Annotated in this window: 15 protein-coding genes; 9 read left to right on the forward strand and 6 right to left on the reverse strand. The window is 58.9% G+C overall.

Features of this window, described 5'->3' with window-relative positions; genetic code table 11:
• Positions 1-34 precede the first annotated feature (34 nt).
• Positions 35-1516 (reverse strand): TolC family protein, encoded by a 1482-nt coding sequence (locus ACIPR4_RS16585; protein WP_013569822.1) that lies wholly within the window; start codon positions 1514-1516, stop codon positions 35-37.
• 207 nt (positions 1517-1723) lie between these two features.
• On the opposite strand from ACIPR4_RS16585, the gene ACIPR4_RS16590 reads away from it, so the two are divergent.
• Both ACIPR4_RS16590 and ACIPR4_RS21840 read left to right on the forward strand, forming a co-directional pair.
• Entirely contained in the window at positions 1724-2407 is a 684-nt protein-coding gene (locus tag ACIPR4_RS16590; protein ID WP_013569823.1) for a DsbA family protein, read from the forward strand.
• A gap of 173 nt (positions 2408-2580) precedes the next feature.
• Complete coding sequence (locus ACIPR4_RS21840) at positions 2581-4020, forward strand: zinc dependent phospholipase C family protein (RefSeq protein ID WP_144312464.1); 1440 nt, start codon at positions 2581-2583, stop codon at positions 4018-4020.
• Between the two features lie 8 nt (positions 4021-4028).
• On the opposite strand, the gene ACIPR4_RS16600 is transcribed toward ACIPR4_RS21840, so the two are convergent.
• On the reverse strand, positions 4029-5087 hold the full coding sequence (locus ACIPR4_RS16600) for a radical SAM protein (RefSeq protein WP_013569825.1): 1059 nt from the start codon (positions 5085-5087) through the stop codon (positions 4029-4031).
• A gap of 120 nt (positions 5088-5207) precedes the next feature.
• Here ACIPR4_RS16600 and ACIPR4_RS21845 point away from each other — a divergent pair, with 120 nt between their 5' ends.
• From ACIPR4_RS21845 to ACIPR4_RS16620, 4 genes are all read left to right on the forward strand, one after another.
• Positions 5208-6833 carry a PAS domain-containing sensor histidine kinase gene (locus ACIPR4_RS21845; protein WP_013569826.1) on the forward strand — a complete coding sequence of 542 codons (1626 nt, stop codon included), beginning with the start codon at positions 5208-5210 and terminating at the stop codon, positions 6831-6833.
• Positions 6834-6953: 120 nt separating this feature from the next.
• Complete coding sequence (typA, locus tag ACIPR4_RS16610) at positions 6954-8780, forward strand: translational GTPase TypA (RefSeq protein WP_013569827.1); 1827 nt, start codon at positions 6954-6956, stop codon at positions 8778-8780.
• A gap of 125 nt (positions 8781-8905) precedes the next feature.
• On the forward strand, positions 8906-9208 hold the full coding sequence (locus ACIPR4_RS16615; RefSeq protein WP_013569828.1) for a hypothetical protein: 303 nt from the start codon (positions 8906-8908) through the stop codon (positions 9206-9208).
• A 28-nt stretch (positions 9209-9236) separates the two neighbouring features.
• Entirely contained in the window at positions 9237-10166 is a 930-nt protein-coding gene (locus ACIPR4_RS16620; protein ID WP_013569829.1) for an LOG family protein, read from the forward strand.
• Here the strand turns inward: ACIPR4_RS16620 and ACIPR4_RS16625 are convergent.
• Positions 10163-11929, reverse strand: coding sequence for an alpha-glucosidase (locus ACIPR4_RS16625; protein WP_013569830.1), 1767 nt, complete (start codon positions 11927-11929; stop codon positions 10163-10165). The two genes, ACIPR4_RS16620 and ACIPR4_RS16625, sit on opposite strands and share 4 nt — an antisense overlap.
• Before the next feature lie 40 nt (positions 11930-11969).
• Positions 11970-13649 (reverse strand): hypothetical protein, encoded by a 1680-nt coding sequence (locus ACIPR4_RS16630; RefSeq protein ID WP_013569831.1) that lies wholly within the window; start codon positions 13647-13649, stop codon positions 11970-11972.
• 89 nt (positions 13650-13738) lie between these two features.
• Between ACIPR4_RS16630 and ACIPR4_RS16635 the strand changes: the two genes are divergently transcribed.
• The 3 genes from ACIPR4_RS16635 (at position 13739) to ACIPR4_RS16645 (ending at position 19662) form a co-directional block, all read left to right on the forward strand.
• Positions 13739-15661 carry an ABC-F family ATP-binding cassette domain-containing protein gene (locus ACIPR4_RS16635; RefSeq protein WP_013569832.1) on the forward strand — a complete coding sequence of 641 codons (1923 nt, stop codon included), beginning with the start codon at positions 13739-13741 and terminating at the stop codon, positions 15659-15661.
• 73 nt (positions 15662-15734) lie between these two features.
• Entirely contained in the window at positions 15735-16811 is a 1077-nt protein-coding gene (locus tag ACIPR4_RS16640) for a CPBP family intramembrane glutamic endopeptidase (RefSeq protein WP_013569833.1), read from the forward strand.
• 10 nt (positions 16812-16821) lie between these two features.
• Positions 16822-19662, forward strand: coding sequence for a phosphoenolpyruvate carboxylase (locus ACIPR4_RS16645; protein ID WP_013569834.1), 2841 nt, complete (start codon positions 16822-16824; stop codon positions 19660-19662).
• On the opposite strand, the gene ACIPR4_RS16650 is transcribed toward ACIPR4_RS16645, so the two are convergent.
• Both ACIPR4_RS16650 and ACIPR4_RS16655 read right to left on the reverse strand, forming a co-directional pair.
• Positions 19663-20589, reverse strand: coding sequence for a metallophosphoesterase family protein (locus ACIPR4_RS16650; RefSeq protein WP_013569835.1), 927 nt, complete (start codon positions 20587-20589; stop codon positions 19663-19665).
• 54 nt (positions 20590-20643) lie between these two features.
• Entirely contained in the window at positions 20644-23841 is a 3198-nt protein-coding gene (locus ACIPR4_RS16655; RefSeq protein ID WP_013569836.1) for an outer membrane beta-barrel protein, read from the reverse strand.
• Positions 23842-24013 lie beyond the last annotated feature (172 nt).

Consider the following 24013-nt stretch of genomic DNA (forward strand, 5'->3'; position numbering starts at 1 on the left):
TTTCACAGTTGGAGCGAAGGAAGCGACGCCGTCTCTACTTGCCCAAATAATTTTGGTACTGGGTTTCCACGACGCCGGTCGCGCGCGCGAGATTAATCTTGGCCTGGTTGAAGCGGAAGACCGCGGCGGTCTGGCGCTGCTGCGCATCGGCCAGCGTCGCCTGTGCCTGCACCACGGGAAGCGTGTCGTCCACGCCTGCGCGATATCTCTGCGAACTCTGGTCCAGCGCCTCGATGGCCAGGGCCACATTGGACCGCGTCACCTGCACCAACTCGGCGGACGAATCGACATCCAGCTTTGAGGAACGGATCTGTTGTTCAATGTCGATCCGAAGACTGCCGATCTGGGCGCGAAGTTTGCGGAGATCGGCTTCTGCAATCTCTGCATCGCCGCGAATACGCGCTTCTTCAAAGATAGGAAAGTTCAGACCACCCTGTGCGGTAAAGTTACCGTGGTAAAGACCGGTTGTCTGTCCAATAACACCGTAATAGCCGTTCACGGAGACGACAGGCAGGCGCTCGTAGCGGATAGCCTTGCGTTGTAAGACCGAAGATTGCAATTGAGCCTGCAGGCTGAGAAGATCCTTGCGCCGCGTGTAGGCCAGACGCTTTGCGTCTTCCAGAGGAAGCTGCTCCAGCGCGTTATACGGCATGGGGTCTGTAAGTTCCAGCTCCTGGTCGGCAGCGATGCCCATCAGGCGGTTGAGCTGAATCTTGTCCTTGGCGAAGTTGTTCTGCGCGACGATCAGATCGCGTTCGCGCTGCTGCATCTCTACACGCGCGCGCAGAAGATCGAGGTTCGTTCCCACACCGGCATCGTGGCGAGCTGCGGACTGGCGCACAAGCTCTGTGTCCGAAATCAGTTGCGATTGCGCGTTGCGAATCGCGTCTACGTCCGAAAGCACCATCAGATACTGGGTAGCTACGCCTTGGACCACGTCTCCACGGTTAAGCAGAGAGTTGAAGACAATCGCACGGGCTGTTTCTTTCGACGCCTTATACGCCTCGTAGGCAGGAAGGTTGAAGAGCTGCTGCGCCAGATTGACCTGGGCGCTCGTCGTGTCGTACTTCACGATGGTGTCGAAAGTAGTTCCTGCAGGAAGAAAAGCAGCAACCGTTGCCGGTTTGAAACCCATCGCCGCCAGGTTCACCTCTTGCGTCGAGGTCTGCGCGGAAAAGGAGAGCGAAGGAATCAACGCGTTCAGAACGGTGAGCTGTAAACCACCAATCTGCCGCTCGTTCTGCTGATTCAAAGCGACAGACAAGCTCCGCTTTAGGGCGAGGTCAATGGCCTGATCGAGCGACAGCGGCAGCGCTGCGCCCGTGGAATGGGCGATCTCGACACCCTCGATCTTCGACGGGATGGAGAGAGAGGCGACCAGCGGAGCAGGAGCGCTGACCACGTTCTGGGGCTGTGGGCCCTGCGGGAGTACATCGGCGTCCTCGGCAACCGCCACTGCTCCAAGGGAGAGGACCGTTGCCACGACCAGGAGTTGATTGAGTCGAAATCGGGTCAAACCGGGGAATCCATCCTTAATTTGGCCTGCAGTTGGAAGAGGGTAGCCTCTTCGTCCTGAGACAGACGCGAAGACACAGTTATTTAGATTGCGGTCACGCGTCTACGGTTGCGAAAGTTTCCTGACTTCCGTCCACTGGTTTACGAAACGATCCTTCCGCCAGAACGTCTAGAATAAATGAGATACAACTCGTCACCACGGAGACAGATGAAGACCTTTCCTACTTTCCTTGCAGCCGCGGTCGTCGCCGCTGCGGCCCTCTCTCCTGCCGCGCACGCCCAGTTCAGTGCCCCGCCTGTGTCCAGCCAGTTCCGCGATACGTCCATGCTGAAGCCTCCGGCGGGAGCCCGCGTCGCCGTGGTCGAGTTCGAAGACCTGGAATGCCCCGCCTGCGCCGCCGCTGCGCCTCTCGTGCATCGCGCCGTCGAGCAGTACCATGTGCCCCTCGTCCGCTACGATTTTCCCCTCAAAATGCACGTCTGGAGCATGGATGCGGCCATTTACGCCCGCTGGATGCAGGAAAAGGTCAGCCCCAAGGTGGCCGATGAGTACCGCGCTTCCATCTTCGCCGCGCAGCAGTCGATCGCCAGCAAAGACGACCTTCTCCGCGCCACCCAGAAGTTCACCTCGGACCGTAAGGTGGCCCTTCCCTTCCAAGTGGACCCGAACGGTACCCTGGCCGCGAAGGTGCATGCCGACTACGCCCTGGGCGAGAAGCTCAATGTCACACGAACCCCGACCATCGTGGTCGTAACCAAGGACAAATACCAGATCATCTCAGGCAATGAGACCGGCACCTCCGATCCGAACGCGATCTTTGGTGCGATTGAAGCCGCCCTTGCCCAGACCAAAGCACCCGCCGCCACGGCAACACATCCTGCTCACAAGTAGCCAGCAGATACGACGGGAATAAAGGAACCCCAAAAGGTTTATTTCATCGGATGGTGGATCGCACCATCCGATGAATGTTTAAGGAACCGAATTGTCGCGAACACAACCATCCCCAGACCAACGCCGTCTGTTCCAAGAGCCAACCATTTGTGGAAAAGGTAATCCCTCTCGTGATGCATCTCCGTTTCCGGCGATCGATTTTTTGTCTTTGCGTACTTTTATGCAGCGTCGCACCTCTCGGCGCCTACTCCGTCCTGACGCATGAAGAAATCGTCGACATGGCCTGGACTCAGCACTCGGTTCCGCTGCTGAAGGCCCGCTTCCCGGGAATTACGCCGGAACAGATTAAAGAGGCCCACGCCTATGCCTACGGCGGCTGCATCATCCAGGACCTCGGCTACTACCCGAAGAGCAGCAAGGCCTTTTCCGATCTTCTGCATTACGTTCGTACCGGCGACTTCGTGGAAGCCCTTCTCCGGGACGCCTCCACGCCCGACGAACTGGCCTTTGCCCTCGGTGCCCTCGCGCACTACACGGCCGACTCCATCGGACATCCCTATGTGAATCAGGTCACAGCGATGGAGTTCCCCAAGCTGCGCAAGAAGTACGGCCCGATCGTGACCTACGAGCAGGACAAGACAGCCCATCTCCGTACAGAGTTCGGCTTTGATGTCGTCGGCGTCGCTCGCGGCAAGTACGCGCAGGAGGATTACCGCACCTTTATCGGCTTCGAGGTGGCCAAGCCGCTTCTAAACCGCGCCTTTGAAGAGACCTACGGCCTCAAGCTTACCGACCTGCTCACCAACGAAGATCGCAGCATCGGAACGGCGCGCTGGGCGGTTTCCACCCTCATCCCCAAGATGACCAAGGTGGCCCTGCTGACCTACCACGACCAGATTGAACATGCGACGCCCGGCTTCGACGTGAAGAAGTTCCGCTATCGCATGAACCGCACGACGTACGAGAAGAACTGGGGCAAGACCTACCAGAAACCCGGTTTTGGGTCGCATCTTCTTGCGATCCTGATCACGATTCTTCCCAAGATCGGACCACTGAAGGCACTCAAGCTGCAATTGCCGAACGGCGATGAACAGACCATCTATATCCATAGCGTCAACGAGACTGTGGACCGATACCAGGCGCAGATCGATCTCCTCAAGGGAAGCTCCGTCGCGCAGGCAATTCCAGATGCTTCGAGCGATGGCCTGCATCCAGACGCAGATGCCGCCCAGGGTACAGATCCCGCTTCCGTTGGGCACGTCGAGGCGTTGAACGCCGCGAGGATGCCTCTCGACCTTCCGCCCATCGACCTCGACACGGGAAAACCGATCGCTCCCGGGGAATATGAGCTCTCCGACAAGGCACACGCCGACCTTCTCGCGCGCATCGTCCGGGAAGATAAGGCCGGTCTGCCCGCGGAGCTTCATCAACATCTGCTGAATTATTACGTCGGCCCCGATGCTTCGAAGAACACCCTCGAAAAGAAGCCCAAGGACTGGGCGAAGGTGCAGGCCAATCTGCAGACACTGAAGACGCTGCCCGATGGCCCTGTGAGCGTTCCGTCCGCAACGACCGAAACTCCTGAGAAGGCAACAAGCAACGTCCCGCTGTAGTTACTTAATTAGGTGATCTGTACCAGTTCGCCATGCCCATTTTCGGCGCGTGGCGGCGTGATCTGGCTCGTCTGTGGCGCGCGCCAGTGGTCGATGTAGCTGACCTGATGCACGCAACTGATGGTGCAGTTCGGTGCGCAGCTCTTTTCGGTCAGAAACTCCCGCTTTACGTCCTCGGTCTTGTACTCCGCCAAGGGCGTTCCGGGATATCCGCGCTGCTGCGAACAGTAGTGCACCAGACCGTCTTCACAGACATAAAGATAGCGACCGCCTGCACGGCAACGCCAGTCGTTCGGCATACCGTTGGCAATCTGCTCCTGAAATCCATTGAAGCGCGAGTACGAGCGGCGTGTCAGGTTCCGCACCTTCTCCCACACGTTGCGTTCTTCGCCACCAAGGGGACGAAGCTGTCCGGAACCATCGTGAATGATGCCAATGGTCGAGGAGAAGCCCAGCTCCAGAGCGCGCATGGAAACGACGTATGCATCTTGAGGGTTCGGGATACCGCCGCCCACCACGGAGTTAATGTTCACGTGGAAGTCCGCGTGCTGCGCCAGCCAGATGAGGCGCTGGTCCAATACCTTGAGGCTCTTCTTGCTGACGTCATCTGGCATGACGTTGTCGATCGAGATCTGCATGTGGTCGAGACCGGCCTTGTTCAGCCGTTCGATCCGGTCCTTGTTCAGCAGGTAACCGTTGGTAATCATGCCCGCGATCGCACCCGTCTTGCGGATCCGTGCAATCACGCGGTCGAGGTCGGGATGCAGAAGAGGTTCGCCACCGGAGATGGTGATCACGCTCGTCCCCAGACGACCAAGGTGGTCGATCCGGCGCTCCATCTCCTCAATCGGAGTGGGATCGGAGTGATCGTCGTACTCATTGCAATAGGTGCAGGCCAGATTGCACCGGCGCATGGGCACGATGTGCGCCATATAAGGATGCCCGGTCGACAAAACAGCCGAGGCAATCGATCCGAGTTCGCGCAAACGTCGCGTAGCGGCCTTGAGGCGTCGCTTCAAAGGAAGCGCGCGGCGCGCGGGCGGAAGGGTAACGGTTCCAGAGGACATACGACTCCCAGTCTATCGGATACGACCCTGCCTGTAACCGGAAGGGTACTTCTCCATGCAACTTCGCGCCGCAAGCCATCCCCCGGACAAGATAAAGCCATCCATTGCTAATAGATGTCGATGATCCCCAATCCGGACCGAAGATCGTCCAGCGCAACCGATGCAGCGCTGCGGGAAAAGCTCGCCGAGGCCGTCGCCAGCGAGACGCGCGCCCTCACGCAACTGGAGCACGCGCACCATGCGATCGAGGCCCGCGACAAGTCTGTCGCCGTTTCCGATGAGCGCTCACGACAGCTTCTTCGCGCTAACCCTTTTGGAATCCTCATCGGTGGTCTGGACGGGAGCGTAGGCTACGTCAACCCGCCCCTTCTCAGTCTTTTGGGATACGCCCAGGAAGAGATCGACAACCCCGCATTTACTTGGCGGACGATCACGCCACCCGAGTTCGAAGAAGTTGACCGTAAGGCCATCGAAACGCTTCTCGCCACAGGCTCCTGCCCGGCGTACTACAAGGAGTACATCGCGCGCGACGGTCATCGCATTCCCATTCTGATTGGGGCCGCACTGATTCCCAATTTGGAAGGCGGCCGGGATTTCGCCGCGTTCGTTACCGATCTCTCGCAACTGCGGCGGACGGAAGAACAGCTCGCCGAGAGCCGCGCGTTGCTGGAAAAGCAGTACGCCGAAATGGAAGTGCTCTATCGCACAGCGCCCATCGGCCTTGCCTATTTCGACCCGAAGGATTTCCGCTATCTCCGTCTCAACGATGCTCAAGCTGAGATCGTCGGTAAGCCCAAAGAGGAGATTCTGGGTCACTCCGTTACGGAGATTGCTCCCATCCAAGGCCTCCGCGAGATGTTTGAGCAGGTTGCTTCAGGTCAACCGGTCGTAAACCAGCTTCTTGAAGGTGAGTTGCCGGAACGTCCTGGAGAAAAGCGCGCCTGGACGGTGAACTACTTTCCCGTCTTCTCCCCGCAGGGAGAGGTCCAGGGCATTACCGCCGCTTCGCTGGAGATCACGGCACAAAAACGCGCAGAGTCGGCCCTTCGCCAGAATGAAAAGCTCGCCGCAGTCGGTCGTCTTGCCTCTTCGATTTCGCATGAGATCAATAACCCGCTTGAGGCCATCACAAATCTGCTCTATCTAGCTCGGCACGAGGAAAATAGCGAAAAACGCAACAGTTACCTAGAAACCGCCGAACGCGAGGTCGCCCGCGTTTCGCAGATCGCTACCCAGACGTTGCGCTTCCATCGCCGGCCGGGTAAGCCTACCCATCTCACCGCCTCTGACCTGATCGAACCGGTTCTGGCCCTTTATGCAGGGCGTTTGACAAACTCCAGCATTCGGATCAAACGCAGCTACCGTTCCAAGGACGCGTTCCCATGCATGGAAGGCGATATGCGCCAGGTCATCAATAATCTGATTGGAAATGCCATAGACGCCATGCGCTCTGGCGGAACGCTCCACGTCCGGAGCGCCAACCTGGTCGATCACCTCACCGGTCAACACTCTATGAGGATCACCTTCTCCGATAGTGGCATTGGCATGAGCCCGGAGACGATGCAGCGCCTCTTTGAGGCGTTTTATACGACCAAGGGCGCCAGTGGAACAGGTCTGGGTATGTGGATCTCAAAAGAGATCATCGATAAACACGGTGGACGTCTCGCGATCCACTCCTCGGCCTCTGGTTCCCGTCGCGGGACCACGTTCCAGCTTTATCTGCCGACGACCTGCGTCGCGATTTAGCCTAAATCGGGCAGAATGCACCGGACAGCGTAGAATAGAAAGGATGGGCTGAACGCCGTCCGGCGCGCCCGTGAACCCGCAAACACATTCGCAACCTTCAGAACAGGAAAAACCAAGCCAGTGAGTACCTCGAAGACCGCCCAGACGATTCGCAACATCGCCATCATTGCCCACGTCGATCACGGCAAAACCACGCTTGTGGATGCCATGCTTCGCCAAAGCGGCACCTTCCGCGCCAACGAAGCCGTGGCCGACCGCGTCATGGACTCGAACGATCTCGAACGCGAGCGCGGTATCACCATTCTGGCCAAGAACACCGCCGTTGAGTATGGCGACGGCAAGATCAACATCGTGGACACACCGGGCCACGCCGACTTTGGCGGAGAAGTAGAACGCGCACTGAAGATGGTCGACGGCGTCGTCCTTCTTGTGGATGCCTCGGAAGGTCCCCTTCCCCAAACGCGTTACGTTCTGATGAAAGCCCTCGAAGCCGGTCTGACACCGATTCTCGTCGTCAACAAGATCGATCGCCCTGACGCGCGTCCCCAGGAAGTCCTGAACGAGGTTTATGACCTCTTCATCGACCTCGACGCCCGCGAAGACCAGCTCGACTTTCCCGTCGTTTACACCAACGGTAAGGCCGGTACGGCCACCATGGATCTCGCTAAGCCCGGCACAGATCTCGGTCCCCTCTTCGAGACCATCGTCAGCACGATCCAGCCTGCCAAGGGCGATCCCGAAGGCACACTGCAGATCCTGGTCACGAACCTGGATTACTCCGACTACCTCGGCCGCCTGGGTATTGCACGCGTCTTCAACGGCACGCTGCGTAACGGAGACACGGTCAACGTGGCAAAGCTCGACGGCACGATGCAGCAGGTAAAGGTCAGCAAGCTCTTCTCCTTCTCCGGCCTGAAGCGTACGGACATTGAAGAGACCACCACGGGCGACATCATCGCCGTCGCCGGTATCCCCGGTCTGACGATCGGTGAGAGCCTTTGCTCCCTTGTGGATCCTTCGCCCCTACCGCAGATCAACATCGATGAGCCGACGATCGCCATTCAGTTCTCGGTCAACAACTCGCCCTTCGCCGGTCGCGAAGGGCAGTACGTCACCAGCCGTAATATCCGCGAGCGTCTCGACCGCGAGCTTCTCACCAACGTCTCCATTCGCGTGGAAGACACCGGCTCACCCGATACCTTCAAGGTTCTGGGCCGTGGTGAACTTCAGCTTGCCGTTCTGATCGAAATGATGCGCCGCGAGAGCTTCGAGCTCATGGTCGGACGTCCTGAGATCGTGACCAAGCGCATCAACGGCGAACTGATGGAGCCGGTGGAGTACGTGACCATCGACGTTCCGGAAGAGTTTGCCGGGACCGTCATCCAGAAGCTTGGACCGCGCAAGGGCGAAATGGTCAAGATGCACGGCGCTGCCCGTACCCGCATGGAATTCAAGGTACCGTCGCGCGGCCTGATCGGCCTGCGTTCGGAGATGTTGACCGAAACGCGCGGCACGATCGTAATGAACTCGCTCTTCGATGGCTACATCGCCTACCAGGGAGAGATTCCGCAGCGTCCTTCGGGCGCTCTGATCTCTGACCGTACCGGCACCACCACCACCTATGCGCTCAACGGTCTGCAGGACCGCGGCGTGCTCTTCATGGGTGAAGGCGTGGAAGTTTACGAGGGCATGATCGTGGGCGAGCATTCGCGCGACAACGATCTCGATGTGAACGCGGTACGCGAAAAGAAGCTCACGAACATGCGTGCTTCTTCCGCGGACGATGCGCTTCGCCTCGTTCCCTACAAGCAGCTCACCCTGGAACAATGCATCGAGTTCATCGCAGAAGACGAACTTGTTGAAGTGACGCCAAAGTCGCTTCGCATGCGCAAGAAGGTGCTCCAGGCCAACCGTCGACCGCGCCGCAACCAGACCGTCGACGCATAGAAACAGAAAGTACCAACGGAGATGCCGGGCGATGACGTCCGGCATCTTCCGTTTGGGCGACAATTCACAAACCCCTCTGCTACCGTCATACAGAGCACGAAGAACAGGCAACGGCGAAACAGACAATGGCGCAGATACCTCCCCAGACCGCTCCCGTAACCACGACGCATGCCGTACCTGCGCCCATCTGGCTACAGCGCCTCTCGCTCTTTATCCTTGTGATCTTCTGCATCTATCTGGGCGGCCTGCTCACCATCCTTCCGTGGTGGAAGGAGATGTGGGACCACAATCCCTATCTTCTTTCCCATCCGCAGCTTGCAGCTCTGCTGCATAGCGGGGCGGTCAAAGGGCTGCTCAGCGGCCTGGGCATCATCGATGTCTGGATCGGCATCTCGGAACTGGTGCAGTACCGAGATTATCGCGGCTAGTTACAGCGGGCGTAGCATCAAACGCATCATGCCTTTTGACGATCCGACGCCACTCGACTCCGCATCCCTCGCCTACGAAAACTCCGACTTTCTAAACTCCCCCGACGCACGCATTCTCCGCATTATGGCGGAGTATACCGAGCCCATGGCCCGCTTTCGCCGCGAGCGAATCCAGGACACCGTCGTTTTCTTCGGCTCCGCGCGCTTCGACGCGCTCGACGATGCTCACCAGAAGATGCTGTTACTGGAGAACACCGGATCCGTCGAAACAAGCACGGAGGCCGACGCTCAACATAAAGCTGCGGTAGCAAATGTCGAGATGGCCCACTACTACGAGGATGCTCGTCAGCTTGCCCATCTCTGGACCGAGTTCGCACGCAAGCTTCCGGGTAAACGTCATCGCTACGTCGTTACCTCGGGCGGGGGCCCGGGAATTATGGAAGCCGCCAATCGCGGTGCGTATGAAGCAGGCGGAAAGACCATCGGTCTGAACATCAAGCTGCCGTTTGAGCAGCGACCGAATCCTTACATCACACCCGCGCTGAACTTCGAGTTCCACTACTTCTTCATGCGCAAGTTCTGGTTTGCTTATCTCGCGAAGGCGCTCGTGGTCTTCCCTGGTGGCTTCGGCACGCTGGACGAGATGTTCGAACTCTTGACGCTGGCACAGACGCACAAGCTCGCCAAGAAGATGACCATCGTCATTTACGGTTCGGAGTACTGGAAGTCCGTCATCAACCTGGACGCTCTTGCCGATAAAGGTGCGATTGCGGTGAAGGACAAAGAGCTCTTCCGCTTTGCGGACACTCCGGAAGACGCCTTCCGCATGCTTCGCGAAGGCATCCTTGCGCAGGACGCGGACTGCTGCCCCGGAGAGACCTTCACGCCCATCCCGGATACGCCAGCACCCAGTGCGCAGGAGGAACTGGGGCCGGATATCGCGAAGACGCTGCGCTAAAACTTGGCTTCGCCGATGAACACTCCGAAGGCTGGCAGCGTGACGGCATCGAGACTCATGCCGCCCATGCCGCCGTCGGTCCGCATCATGCCGCGCAGAAAGCTCCCGCGTATGCCAAGCTTGTTCACCTGCGCACGCAGATGCAGCGTCACAGGCTTCGCCGAAAGGTTGCAGGCAATGACAACCGGCGCCGTGTCACGAACACGACGAACCCAGACCAGCGCGTTGTCCGCATCCTGATCGATCATGATCTGCTCTCCCGTATGCAGTGCTGGATTTGCCCGCCGCAGCGCGATGAGTTCGCGATACCACTGCAGGATCGAATGGTCCTTCTCTGCAGCGACATTGACCGTGACGAAGTTCGCAGGGATCGGCAGCCACGGCTCGCCAGTGGTGAATCCTGCGTGCGCCGTGTCGTCCCACTGCATCGGTGTGCGCTCGCCGTCGCGTCCCTTTTCTTTTGGCCAACCGGCGATGCCGCGCGGATCGCGCACGTCTTCTTTCTTCATCGGTGTGGTCGTCTGCATGCCGATCTCTTCACCCTGATAGACCAGCGCTGAGGAGTGAGAAGTCAGAAGAATCGTCGCCAGCACCTTCGCGATTTCGGCGTTGTGCGCGCCGTCGCCGTAGCGGTCCCAGCTTCTTGGCCGGTCGTGATTGTCGAAGACCAACAGCGGTACATTGCCGCCGAGCTGCGTCTCTGCTTCCGTCAGCTTGGCGCGAAAGGCTGCAGCATCCAACTTGTTCAGGAACCCGAGGCTGGTGTCCATTGGCATCTGCAACTCGTCATGCTTCGCACCGAACCATGCAGCCATCTCCGCCGTCGTACCGGTATAGATCTCGCCCACCAGAACGCGCTGTCCCGCATAGCTGTCGGTCACACGACGCAGATCGCGCATCACATCGTGGACCTCGGGGAGATTGCGCTGGTACTCCATCGACGTGCCCGGTTCGCCATACTCATTCGCACCCGGCACTGATGGAGAATCGCGCAGAGTTGGATCTTCAAAAAGGGTATTGACCGCGTCGAGGCGGAAACCGGCGACGCCTTTGTTCAACCAGAATCGCGCTGCATCGAACATCGCCTTCTTCACGGCCGGGTTGCGCCAGTTCAGGTCGGGTTGCTCGATCGCAAAGTAGTGGTAGTAGAACTGGCCCGTCTTCGCGTCGTACTCCCAAGCCGATTGCGCGATGCGGTTCACCCAGTTGTTCGGTGGAGCAGGCAGAGCCTGTCCGTCAACGGCCTTGCCGTCACGCCAGATAAACCAATCGCGCTTTGGATTTGTCTTCGAGCTACGCGACTCCACAAACCACGGATGCTGGTCGCTAGTGTGATTCAGCACAAGGTCCATCAGAACGCGGATGCCGCGACGGCTGGCTTCCTGCACCAGGTTGTCGAAGTCTTCCATCGTGCCGTACTGCGGATCGATAGCCGTGTAATCGGAGATGTCGTAGCCGAAGTCCTTTTGCGGCGAGGGGTAGATCGGTGTGAGCCAGATCGCGTCCACACCCAGCGTGCGCAGGTAATCGAATCGCTGCGTGATGCCCTTCAGATCTCCGACGCCGTCGCCGTTCGAGTCCTGGAAGCTGCGCGGGTAAATCTCGTAGATCACCGCCGTCTTCCACCATGGCTCGCTCGTCATGCCGTTGCCGCGCCAGCCCGGATGGGCCAATTGCTGCGCGGGAGCAGAAAGAGCGAGGAGCAAACACAGAGAAGCGAAGAGCAAATACGGAGACACAACCAACTTCAGGGACCTGTACATACTCCCAACTTATCCCTTGCATGCTGGCACCGCAAAGAATCTACTTCGGTGCCGCCATCTTCGTGGTGTCTTTCTTGTCTTCATCCTTCTGCTTCAGATCCAGACCAAAATGCGGTTCGTCCTTCGTTCCTGTGATCTTGAAGGGGATCTCCGCGCCGGCGTTGTTCTTCTGGAAGAAGGGATCAACCGCCTTCAGAAGAAAACTCTTCCAACTCGTCGTCATCTGGCTCAGCTTGGCCTTTGTCCGTACCTTGCCGTGGAAGTCGAAGTGCTGCCCGTCGAGCGAATAGTCTCCGTCTGCCACCACCTGGGCACCGGGCATGACGTACAGGAGGTCTTTGATGGAGATGTTCGATTTCTGCAGGTTGAAGCGTCCGTTCATGGTCGAACTGACCGCGCTTGCATCTTCTTTGTTCGCCTTTTTCGGATTTCCCTGCGCGCGCTCACTCATCATGTCGATCTTGCTCTGGATCTTGTCGCTGGAGAACTTTGCACCGCGGATGGTGAAGCGTCCGTTATGCAACTCCACCTTCTTCGACACAGGCACCTGGCCCGGCGGAATATGCAGGTTCGTCTTCATGGAAAGCGCGCCTGTCATCAATGCCGGAGATGTCTTCACGGAAAGTTGCAGCATGTCTTCGATCCGCGCCTGCGGCATATCCACGTCCAGGTAGATGTCGTGGCCGATCGACTTTCCGTCATCATTCTTCACGCGCACGATATGGCCGGTGGCGAAGAAGTGCGAATGGAGCATCCACGCCTCTACTGGCTGCAGCAGAACATCGCCGCTGGTTCCGTCGACGATCGCGTGATACTTCGTATGCAGAGGCACCGGATGATTGCTAACATCCAACGAAAAATCAGGAACATCCGCTTCGCCATCCGTGGTAATCCCCTCCAGCACGCCGCCAAACTTCCCCTTCGCGGAGAGCGTGCCGCCGAGGCCTTTGATCGTGTTCATGTCGGCGTGGTCGAAGCTGTAGTCTCCGTCCAGCGGCGTCTGGCGCGGATCGTCCGCGTTCCACGGGCCAAAGTGCCCGACGGCGTGGATATCTCCCACCGGCTTCGGATTGACCAGCGTGGCTTCGTATCTGAACGGCTGCGTGCGCGCGTATTCGGTCAGCACAACACGTTGCACATCAAACTCCAGCGGAAGTTTTCCAGGCTTGTCGGTCTCCATCACCACAACAGCGTCGTGGACAAAGATTCGGTCGACAAAGACGGATTCCTTTGGAGCCTCATTCGTTTCTTTGCGCTTGTCGTTGCCCTGCTTGAGCAGTGGGCCAGCGCGTTGCGTGCCCGGGGGAAGATGCAGACGCACGCCACGCACTATGACGTTTCCTATCCGCATAGGTTGCCGCAGAAACGCCTTGTAGCTGGTGTGGAACTCGAACTCCTGCACCTCCAGCATGGGCAGAACACGCTGTTTACCCTGGTCGTTGGTATTCACGATGTACATCACGCGCAGACCGGAACCGGTCACGCCGAAGCCTTTGGAGGCACCGATGTGCAGCTCATCCAACTCCACCGGAGAGTGAAAGCGCGCCGAAAGCGTGTCCACAACGCGTTTGCGCAGGATCGGCTCCAGATGTTTCGCAACATAGATGAACGCGAGCACCAACAGCAAAAAAAGGCCACCGGTCACTCCAGCTACCCATTTCCAGACTCGTCCCCGTTTTGGAGTGGCTCTTTTTTCTTCGGCTGTCAGATCTTCGTTCACGCTCAATCCTCGCTTACTTTTTGTCAGATGCGCTCTATCGCTGCCGCGCTCCGATTTTCGGGAGGTTTACTGATGCGAAAATAGAGGAGATGCTTCAAATTTCAGACGGCCAGAAACGATTCGGCCACAAACTCCTCTTCGAAGGCGCCAACTGGCTGATTACCCCCGATGAACGCACCGGCCTGGTCGGCGGCAACGGCACGGGCAAATCCACGTTGCTCAAGGTTATCGCGGGATTCGATTCCCTCGATGGCGGCACCATGCAGCGCTCCAAGGGCCTGACCATTGGTTACCTGCCCCAGGACGGCCTCGCCCTCTCCGGACGCACCGTTTTTGAGGAGTGCCTCTCCGTCTTCCATGCCGTACAGAGCATGGAGCTTGAGATGGAGACGCTTTCCACCAAGCTCGCCGAACTCGATCCCGTCTCCACCGAGTATGCTGCTGCTGCAGACCGCTTCTCCGAGGTTTCGGATACCCTGCACACCCACGATCTCTACAATTTGGACGCACAGGTCGGCGCGGTCCTCGGTGGCCTTGGCTTCAGCAAGGAAGACTGGGCCCGGCGCACGGAGGAGTTCTCCGGTGGCTGGCAGATGCGCATCGCGCTCGCCAAGCTTCTACTGGAAAAGCCCGCTCTTTTACTTCTCGACGAGCCGACGAACCATCTCGACCTCGAAACACGCAACTGGCTGGAAGACTACCTCCGGAACTATCCGCGCGCCTTCATCCTGATCTCGCATGACCGTTATTTCTTAGACGTCACCGTCAACAAGATCACGGAGGTATGGAACAAGCGGCTGCACTTCTACACCGGCGGCTACGAGAAGTTCGTCAAGCAGAAGGACGAGCGCCGCACCCAGCTGATGTCTGCGTACAAGAACCAGAAGGACCGCATCGAGCAGCTGGAGGCCTTCATCTCGCGCTTCCGCGCGCAGGCCACGAAGGCCAAGCAGGTGCAGTCTCGCATCAAGGAACTGGAAAAGATCGAGCGCATCGAAGTTCCGGAGGAAGAAGAGACGATCCACTTCTCCTTCCCGCAGCCGCCGGTCTCCGGACGCACCGTCTGCGAGGTCACGAACCTCTCCAAGAGTTATGGCGAGAAGCAGGTCCTCTCCAACGTCAACTTCACCATCGAACGCGGCGACCGTATCGCTCTGGTCGGTCCCAACGGTGCAGGTAAATCGACGCTTATCCGCATGCTTTCCCTGCTGGAAGAACCCACCTCAGGCACCGTCCGGCATGGGCACAATGTGCAGTCGGATTACTTCGCGCAGGACCAGTACAAGGTGCTCGATCCGAATGCGAAGATGCTGGACGACATCTCGTCCTCGGCGCCGCGCGTGGCGACGACCGATCTGCGCAACCTGCTGGGCGCCTTCCTCTTTTCTGGCGACGACGTCTTCAAGCAGCTGGGTGTACTCTCCGGCGGAGAGCGCAATCGCTACGCCATGGCCCGCATGCTTGTTTCTCCCGCAAACTTCGTGCTGCTCGACGAGCCGACGAACCATCTCGACCTTCGCGCCAAGGACGTCCTGCTGGACGCCATCCGCGCCTTCACCGGAACCGTGCTCTTCGTCTCGCACGATCGCTACTTTATCGATGGCCTGGCGACACGCGTCTTCGAGGTGGAGCACGGCGGCGTGCAGGTCTTCCCCGGCAACTACGAGGACTATCTCTGGCGCAAACAGGGTGGTCCGGAAGCGATTGTCCAGTCCCTCAAGCCGACGCCGCCTCCCATTGTCAGCGTCCCCACGTCCGCTCCGGCTGCCAACGTGAAGCGCCTGAATCCGATCAAGCTCAAGCAGCTACAGGATCGGCTCATCTTTACCGAAAATGAGATGCCGCGTATCGAAGAGCAGATTACGCAGCACGAAACGGACCTGAGCACCTTCCGTTCCGCCGAGGAGTCGCAGCGCCTCAGCAACGCCATCGCCGAGCTTCGGGCGAAGCATGAGGCCTTGATGCACGAGTGGGAAGAGATCTCCATCGCGCTGGAAGAGCAGACAGTTTAGCCTCAACAGATTCCGTACACATACACCGCCGGTTCACGTATCTTGAGGTGACTCCGAGCCAGAGGAAAACCAGATGCCTGAAGAGATGGATCCCCAGAACCCGCCGAGCGCGCTTCCCATTGCTGAAACTGGCGAAAAAACCTGGTATCCACCGGCAGAGGACGACGCTGCCTCTGTGCCGCCGGAAGATTCGGCCCTGAGGAAGATCTTTTACGGCAAAGACGGTCTTCGTGCGGGATGGTCGCTCCTGCTCTTCATCGCGTTTGTCCTTCTGCTTGGAAAGGCCTTCAACACTGTCGCTCACCACTTCCACCACCCCGTCCCCAGACGTGACGCACCGCAGCCGCTTTCCACTTTACTTATCACCGACGGAGTGAATTTTCTGATCGTCGTCTTCAGCGCCTTCCTCGTATCGCTTATTGAGAAGCGCCGTTTTTCCAGCTATGGCCTCGGTTCGATCCGCGGCCGCGTCGCCCAGTTCCTCGTCGGAAGTCTTTGGGGCGGAATTCTCCTCTCCGCGCTTGTGGTCGCGCTTCGGCTTACGGGGCATCTCGTCTTCGACGGCCGCCTGCTCTTCGGCGCACAGGCCCTTCACTGGGGCATTCTCTGGCTGATTGGTTTCCTCCTCGTCGGTCTCTTCGAGGAGTATTTTCTTCGCGCCTTCTTCCAGTTCACCGTCGCGCGCGGTATTGCGGGTGTTTCCGGCGCATTGGGCATGGGCGAACGGACGCGCAAAATCCTCGGCTTCTGGCTCAGCGCCCTCTTTTTCGCCTTCATCTTCGGCCTGGGGCACAAGGTGAATCCGGGGGAGTCTCCTGTGGGCCTGCTCGCCGCCGGAATTGTTTCCCTCGTCTTCGTCTTCAGCCTCTGGAGAACCGGTTCGCTCTGGTGGGCTGTCGGCTTTCACGCGGTCTGGGACTGGGCGGAGAGTTTCTTTTACGGCGTTGGAGACAGCGGCCTGATGGCAGAACAGCATCTGCTGGCTTCACACCCCGTAGGAACACCCCTGATGAGCGGTGGACTTACCGGCCCAGAGGGCAGTGTTTACGTCTTCGGAATCCTTGCTCTCACTGCGGTAGTCATCGCACTGACCCTGCCCTCGCAGCCCGGTTCGCCCTCACAGGCCAGCGCACCCCGCTCTGAGGCATAATCGAAGGTAGATGCCTTCCCTTTGGACCCCTACCGACTGGCAGCAACGCCTCGCCGAAATCGAAGCACACACCACTGAACTCAAGGAAGCCCCGCTTCGGCGCGACGTCCGCTCTCTCGGCACGCTTCTCGGTGAAGTCCTGCGCGAACAGGTCGGCGACGATCTCTTTGAGGCCGTCGAAGAGCTGCGCCAGGTGGCCATCAATCGCCGCGAAGCCGACCTCGCCGGAGATACCGCCGCCGCGAACAGTTATCTGCAGCAGGCCCTCTTTCGCGTTCATTCGCTCGATCTGGAAACGGCGTACAAGCTTGCCCGCGCCTTCGGCTTCTACTTCGAACTGATCAACCTTGCGGAGACCAACCACCGCAAGCGCCGTCGCGGCTCCAGCCTTCTGAAGACCGATGCCACACCACAGCGTGGCTCCCTCGCGGGAACGCTGCGCCGCATGAAGCACGCCGGCATCTCCGCGGAAGGCGCTCTCGAACTACTTAACCGCGTCTGCGTAACGCCCGTCTTCACCGCGCATCCGACGGAGGTTGCGCGCCGTTCCGTGATGTTCAAGCGCAACCGCATTGCGCAGTTCCTTGAGCAACTGGATGCCATCCCGCTTCCGGAAGAAGAGCTTGTTGCGCTGGAACGCGATCTTCTCACCGAAATCACCGCTCTCTGGCAGACCGACGATGTACGTAGCGAACGCCCCACCGTCGTCGATGAGATCCGCATGGGTCTCGATTACTACGAGACGGCGATCTTCGACACGCTGCCCGGCCTCTACAAGGAGGTCGCCAGCGCTCTGTACAAAGAGTATGGGATCACCATCGATCTGCCCGACCTTCCGAAGCTCGTCAGCTTCGGAACATGGATCGGCGGCGATCGTGACGGCAATCCGTATGTCACTCCCGAGGCTACGCGCGACGCTCTGAATATGGCGCACGGCCTGCTCCAGGAGCACTATGCCCGACGCTTGACCGGCACGCTGCAGCAGATCGCCAGCTCGACGCAACAAGCGCCGATCAGCCCAGAGTTGAACCAGGCGATCTCAGCCTACCTCGCATTCCTGCCGAACAACGGACAAGAACTCTCGGCGCGCTTCCACTTTGAAAAGACGCGCATGATGCTGGCCTGCATCCTTCTGCGGCTTGGCGGCCGCCCTGTGATCAGCTTCAACCTTCCTTCTTCGGACAAGCTTCCGTCCTACACGCATCGCGACGAGCTGCTGCACGATCTTCAACTCGTTCGCGACTCGCTCATGCAGAACCGTGGCGAACGCCTTGCGCGTATGTGGATCGATCCGTTGATCGTCGAGGTTCGAACGTATGGCCTCTACCTGCATACGCTGGACATCCGCCAGCACGCACGGGTTCACAACACTGCCGTACACGAACTCTCTGCTTGGAGCAACGACGGTTCCCTTCCTGCGTCGCTCACGCCGCAGACCGCCGAGGTGGTCGAGACCTTCCGAACCATCGCAGAACTCAAGAAATCCGCAACACCGAAAGCGATTCGCCAGTACGTCATCAGCGGAGCCACCTGTGCCGCCGACGTTCTCAGCGTTCTGTGGCTGGCACGTATTGGCGGCGTCACGGTGGAAGCCGATGGGCAGGGCAAGGGCGACGATCCCGGCCTGATGCCGGTGCCGCTCTTCGAGTCGATTGAGGATCTGGTCAACTCTCCCGCCATCTGCCGCGAACTCTGGACCAGCGAGGCCTATAAGCCCGTTCTGGATAGCTGGGAGCGCCGGCAGGAGGTCATGCTCGGCTACTCGGACTCCAATAAGGATGGCGGCATGATTGCCTCCACCTGGCAGGTCTTCAAGGCGCACCGTGCGCTGCACCAGGTCGCGCGCGAATGCAACGTAACCCTGCGCCTGTTTCACGGCCGCGGCGGTACCGTAGGACGCGGCGGCGGCCCAACACACCGCGCCATCTATGCGCAGCCACTCGACAGCTTCAACGGCGAGATCCGCATCACCGAGCAGGGTGAGGTCATGAACTGGAAGTACTCCGACGTGGTTCTAGCGGAGCGCAGCCTGGAACTGATGATCGCGGCCTCTCTGGATTCGCTCGCACGGCCGGATAAGCTGGCGCAGAAAGCCTCCGGAGGCACACACCTTACCGGCGATCTGTTGCCTGCGTGGGAAGCTGCACTGGAAAAGCTCTCTGCCGACTCCTTCGCCGTCTATCGCGAAGGCATTCTGGAAGACCCCGATGTTCTGACTTACTTCGAGCAGGCCACGCCTGTCGCGGAGCTGGAGCACGCTAAGATCGGCTCGCGCCCAGCGCGTCGTGGCGGCAAGCGCGCGCTGTCGGAGCTTCGCGCCATCCCGTGGGTCTTCGGCTGGATGCAGTCACGCCAGCTTGTGCCCGCCTGGTACGGCGTCGGTTCCGCGCTGGAGGATTTCATTGCCTCGACTCCAGATGGTCTCGCGCAATTGCAGACCATGCTGCGCGACTTTCCGCTCTTCCTGGACATCATCCGCAATGTGGAGATGGCGCTGGCCAAGAGCGACTTCGGCATCGCGAAACTCTATGCGTCTCTTGTGGAAGATGTCGAGCTTCGTGACCGCGTCTTCAACAAGCTCAAGGCGGAGTTTGAGCGTACGGAGCGTGCGATCCTGGCCATCACCGGCCAGAGAGAGCTGATGGAGCAGAATCCCGTACTCGCCCGCTCCATCCGTCTGCGCAACCCTTACGTCGATCCTATGAGCCTGATCCAGGTCGAACTCATCCGCCGCAAACGCGAGCAGGACAAGCAGACCGAAGGCCATGCTCCCACGGACGACAACGCCATGAATCGCGCCATTACGGCCACCATCAACGGCATCTCCGCAGGCCTGCGCAACACGGGTTGATCAGGCCTTCTGATAGGGATGCGCGTAGTGCGTGTCCCACTCGGCACGGTCTTCATCCAGCCACTTCACCGTTCCCTGTTTTGCATCCGCTTCAAGGATCATCCACGAGTTCTGGTCGTACCGCGTCGCCGCAGCGATGATGTGGTGCGGCCCGTACTTCGTTCCCTCGTCGATCCACTTATGCACGTGGCCCGTCAGCACGAGGGGGATATTCTCTTTGTACTTCTGCAACATGGGATAGAGGCCGTAGTCCTTAACTTCGGTGGGAGCCACGATCCTCAGCGGATAGTGCACAAAGACCAACGTGGGCTTTCGCTCTGCCAGCTGCGCTTCGGCCCAGTTCAACTGCTCTTCGCCGAGGAAGCCCAGCTTCGCATCGCTGGCGGAGAGAGACGGATCCCATGTCTTCCCCTGAAAGTTATTGAGATGGAGAAAGCGGAAGCCCTTGTAGTCGACGGCATAGTAGGGCTTCGTTTTGAGTTTCTCCATAAAGAGCCGCTCGCTCATCTCCCGCGACACGGCGCGGCTGTGGTCGTAATCGTGATTGCCAAAGCCAAGATGCACGGGAGCCTTGAAGCCAGCGAAGATCTCCTTTGCGTTGTCGATGCGCGTCTTGTTCTGGAAGTAGAAGTCGTACTCCGGCGAAGGATAGTTGTGAAAAACATCGCCCGGGACAAAGACCTGCTCGATGGCGGGGATACTGTTGATCGTGTCGCGCGCCGCCGTCAAACGGGCGTTCGCCTGGTGCAGACTCTCGGTGTCCTCCGCGTTGCTCTCCTGCCCATGGTAAAACTCGTCGATCACATGCGGATCGGAGACCACGGCGAAGTGAAACTTCTTTGCGTTGGCTGCCGTGGCACCGCGTGAGAGGGCAAGGGACGCGGCGGTGATCAGACCCATCGTGCTGAATTGGCGGCGATTCATCATTTGGTAAAAGCTCCTCTTGCATCATGGCAGAAGCACATTAACGTCACGTTTCATCTAAAACGTAACGCGCGCCGCGAACTGGAACTGCCTCGGCGTCGAGCCGAGACGGGTTGCGGTGATCTGGCCGAAGGTCGAGGTGCCCAACGTAGAACCCGGCGTTCCGAAGTTGGGCGTGTTCGTCAGATTGAAACCCTCTGCCCGTAACTGCAGCGTCGTCCGCTCCCTGACCGCGAAGTTCTTGAAGAGCGAAGCATCGAAATGCCGGTAATGCGGTCCGTAGACGCTCGTTCTCCGCGCAGTACCAACAGTGCCGAAGGTCTGCGCCGCGAACTTAGACGTGTCGAACGCGCGTGCGATGGTGGGGCTGGAGATGTTCGCGTTCGCGGACTGGTTCGGTCGATCACTGGCTGCGCCGGTATTGGTGCGCGCCGTGGAGTTCGTCACAGTAAAGGGCAGACCTGTTCCCCAGACGTCGAGGGCGTTGAGCTGCCAACCGTGAAAGAGCACCCGTGTAAGCCCCTGGGTAGATTGCGCGAAAGGCAGGGCGTAGTTCAACACCATCGTGATGCGGTGTCGCTGATCGAGATCGGAGTTGGAGTACTCCAGCGTGTTCAACTGCGCGGTGACGACGGAGGCGAAGAGCACACTCTGCGAAAAGGCCTGCGTATCCGAAAGCGCATGCGCATAGGTGTAGTTGACCTGTGCCGTGAGGCCATTGCGGTATGGATGAATGGCCGTTGCCTGCAACGCGTTATAGCTGCTGAAGCCCTGCGAGCGGAAGATGTTGATGCTCGCGTTCAGGTTGGGATACTGATTGAAAAAAGGCCGCCGCGTCTGGTAGTCGTTCGTGTTAGCCACCGTGGGCAGTTGCGGTGCGGCGAGGTTGATGTCTGGTGCGATGCGCAGATTTCTTGCAACCATGCCGACGTATCCAACGGTCAGGACCGTGCGTTCCACCTCGTGCTGCACGTCGAGATGAAACTGCTCCGCATAGGAGTTCTTGAAGTTGGGATCGACTCCGCGTACGGCTCCGGTGAGGTTCGTCGTGGACTGCGCGACGGGCAGCGGCAGAGGATCGCTCAGGTTCGTGCTCAGCGCTCCCGGCGAGTACACAAACGTGAAAGGCGGATTGGCAAACGGCACCGAAGGTCCATTGTTATCGCGGAAGAAGGTCATACCAAACGCCGCGTGGACGACGGTGCCGGGGCGTACGTTATAGGCGAGACCAAAGCGCGGTGCGATCGACGTGTAGTCCGTGTGGACGCCGTTGGTATCCGACGCGTTCACTCCGGATACCGCAATGGCATTAGTATCCGTGTTGAACATGGAGAAGTGCCCGAACTTTTCCTTGAACGGGGTGTACATGTCCCAACGCAGGCCGAGGTTCAGCGTGAGCGATTGCGAGAGACGGAAGTCGTCCTGCAGGTACACCGCATTTTCGAACTCGCGCAGGTAACGCGGATAGATCTGGGCTACACGTCGTGTCGTGAACGGCCGCCCCGCAAGCAGGTCCACGAGCGGGCGAACTGCCGCTGGTGCCGTGGGAAACGCTGTCAGCGAGTACTGCCCGTTGAAGGCATAGGAGCCCGCCGCATTGGCCGCGGCGTTCTGCTGATTGAAGATTTGGCGGCGAAGCAGGGTGGCACCGGCCTTCAACGTATGGCGGCCCATCGTGTGCGTGACCGAAGCCATGTATTGAAACGTGTTGGTTCCATTGAAGAGTGGAAGCGAATCTGCACCGCCGAAGCCTGCGTAGCCCGTGATGTTGACAAACGGCATCATCGAAGAGAACTGATCGAAGTTCGATCCCTGGATACCAAACGCGTTGCCAAGGTTCGAGCCATAGGTCAGGGGAAGCGTGCGGTTGAGAAGGTGCGTGAATCCACCCTTGAGCTCAAATAGGGTACGCGCGGAAGCGATATGGGTGTGGCTGATTACAAATTGCTGCGCGCGCTGGAAGGACTGTCCAGGGAAGGTCGCCGAACCACCGGGCTCAATGCCATTCACAGCCGGAAGCGTTCCAGCGATGAAGGTATTCACCTGGTTGTGGGCATAGCGGGCGAAGGTCTGATCGCGGTCGGAGAAGTGATGATCGACGCGCAGGTCGTAGAGGTCGGACTTCTGCGTGTTTTCGGGAGAGTAGGTAAAGATGCCGTTCGTCGTGCTGGACGTCGTGGTGTTAGGAAGTGGATAGAGCGCAAAGAACTTCAGCGCAACAGGATTGGGGTTGGCAATCACCGGGCCGCCTACGTCGGAGAAATCACCGGGATGCTGTTGTTGATACAAGGTTGGCACCACGTTGACCCACGTTGTCGCGGAGGACTGCCGGTATCCCTCATAGTCTCCAAAGAAGAAGGTGCGGTCATGTAGAACAGGCCCGGAGAGTGAGGCTCCGAAAAGGTTCTGCCGTAGCTTTGGTTTGTTGCCGGTGCGTGCGAAGAAGTTACGCGCGTCGGTCTTGTCGTTGCGATAGAACTCGTAGGCCGAACCGTGAAACTTGTTGCCTCCCGAGCGGGTGATCACGTTCACCACGGCGCCTGCGGCCTTTCCCGTTTCGGCGGGATAGCTGGAAGTGATGACACGCAGGTCGGCGATGGCTTCTACGGAAGGACGCACTCCAAGCGTCCCGACGGAGCCTTCATTGTTATCCATGCCATCCACCAGTTGCTGATTGAGCGTGTCGGACTGGCCATTGGCCGAAAGCGTGGAGACTTGCCTGCGATCATCGGGGCGCTGGCCTGAGCCAAGGGCGTTTTCTGTCGCCTCATTCGCACCGGGAGCAAGCTGCGCCAGTTGAATGAAGTTACGTCCGCTCAGCGGAAGGTCGAGCGCCTGTTGAGAACTCAGGGTCGTCAGAAGGGTGGTGGTATCAGTCTGCAGAACGTTACTCGCGGCATCGTCGTTCACGTTCACCTGGGTTGCCGAACCGACCTTCAACACAGCAGAGGAGCGAATCCTGTCGCCCGCGCCCACATGGAAAACAGCCGTCTGCTGGGACGCAAAGCCAGGTGCTTCAACACGAAGAAGATAGTCTCCGGGCTGAAGTGCCGAAAAGAGGAAGTTTCCTTCCTGATCTGTGGCGATCCTGCGTACAGCGGAGGTCTCCACGCTGGTCAGCGTGACCTGGGACGCCACCACGACCGCGCCATTTGCATCTGTAACCGTACCCAGCACATCGCCCGTAGTGAGTTGTGCGCGGAGACTCGCCATCTGGAACACAAAAAAAAGGGCTACAACAAGCTTACGAATCATGGACTCCACTCTCTACTGCTCAGTGAATCCTTAGAATATCGTGTTCGGAGCGCATTCGTAGCACTTCCCTCTGGCGCGTCTCACCTCCGTACACCTATAGTTGCAAGGAAGTTTGCAGCGATAGTTTGATCTCCTAAACACCGCACCTACGGGGGCGTAGTTTGAAGCCTGC

The organism is Terriglobus saanensis SP1PR4 (genome assembly GCF_000179915.2).
GTDB lineage: Bacteria > Acidobacteriota > Terriglobia > Terriglobales > Acidobacteriaceae > Terriglobus > Terriglobus saanensis.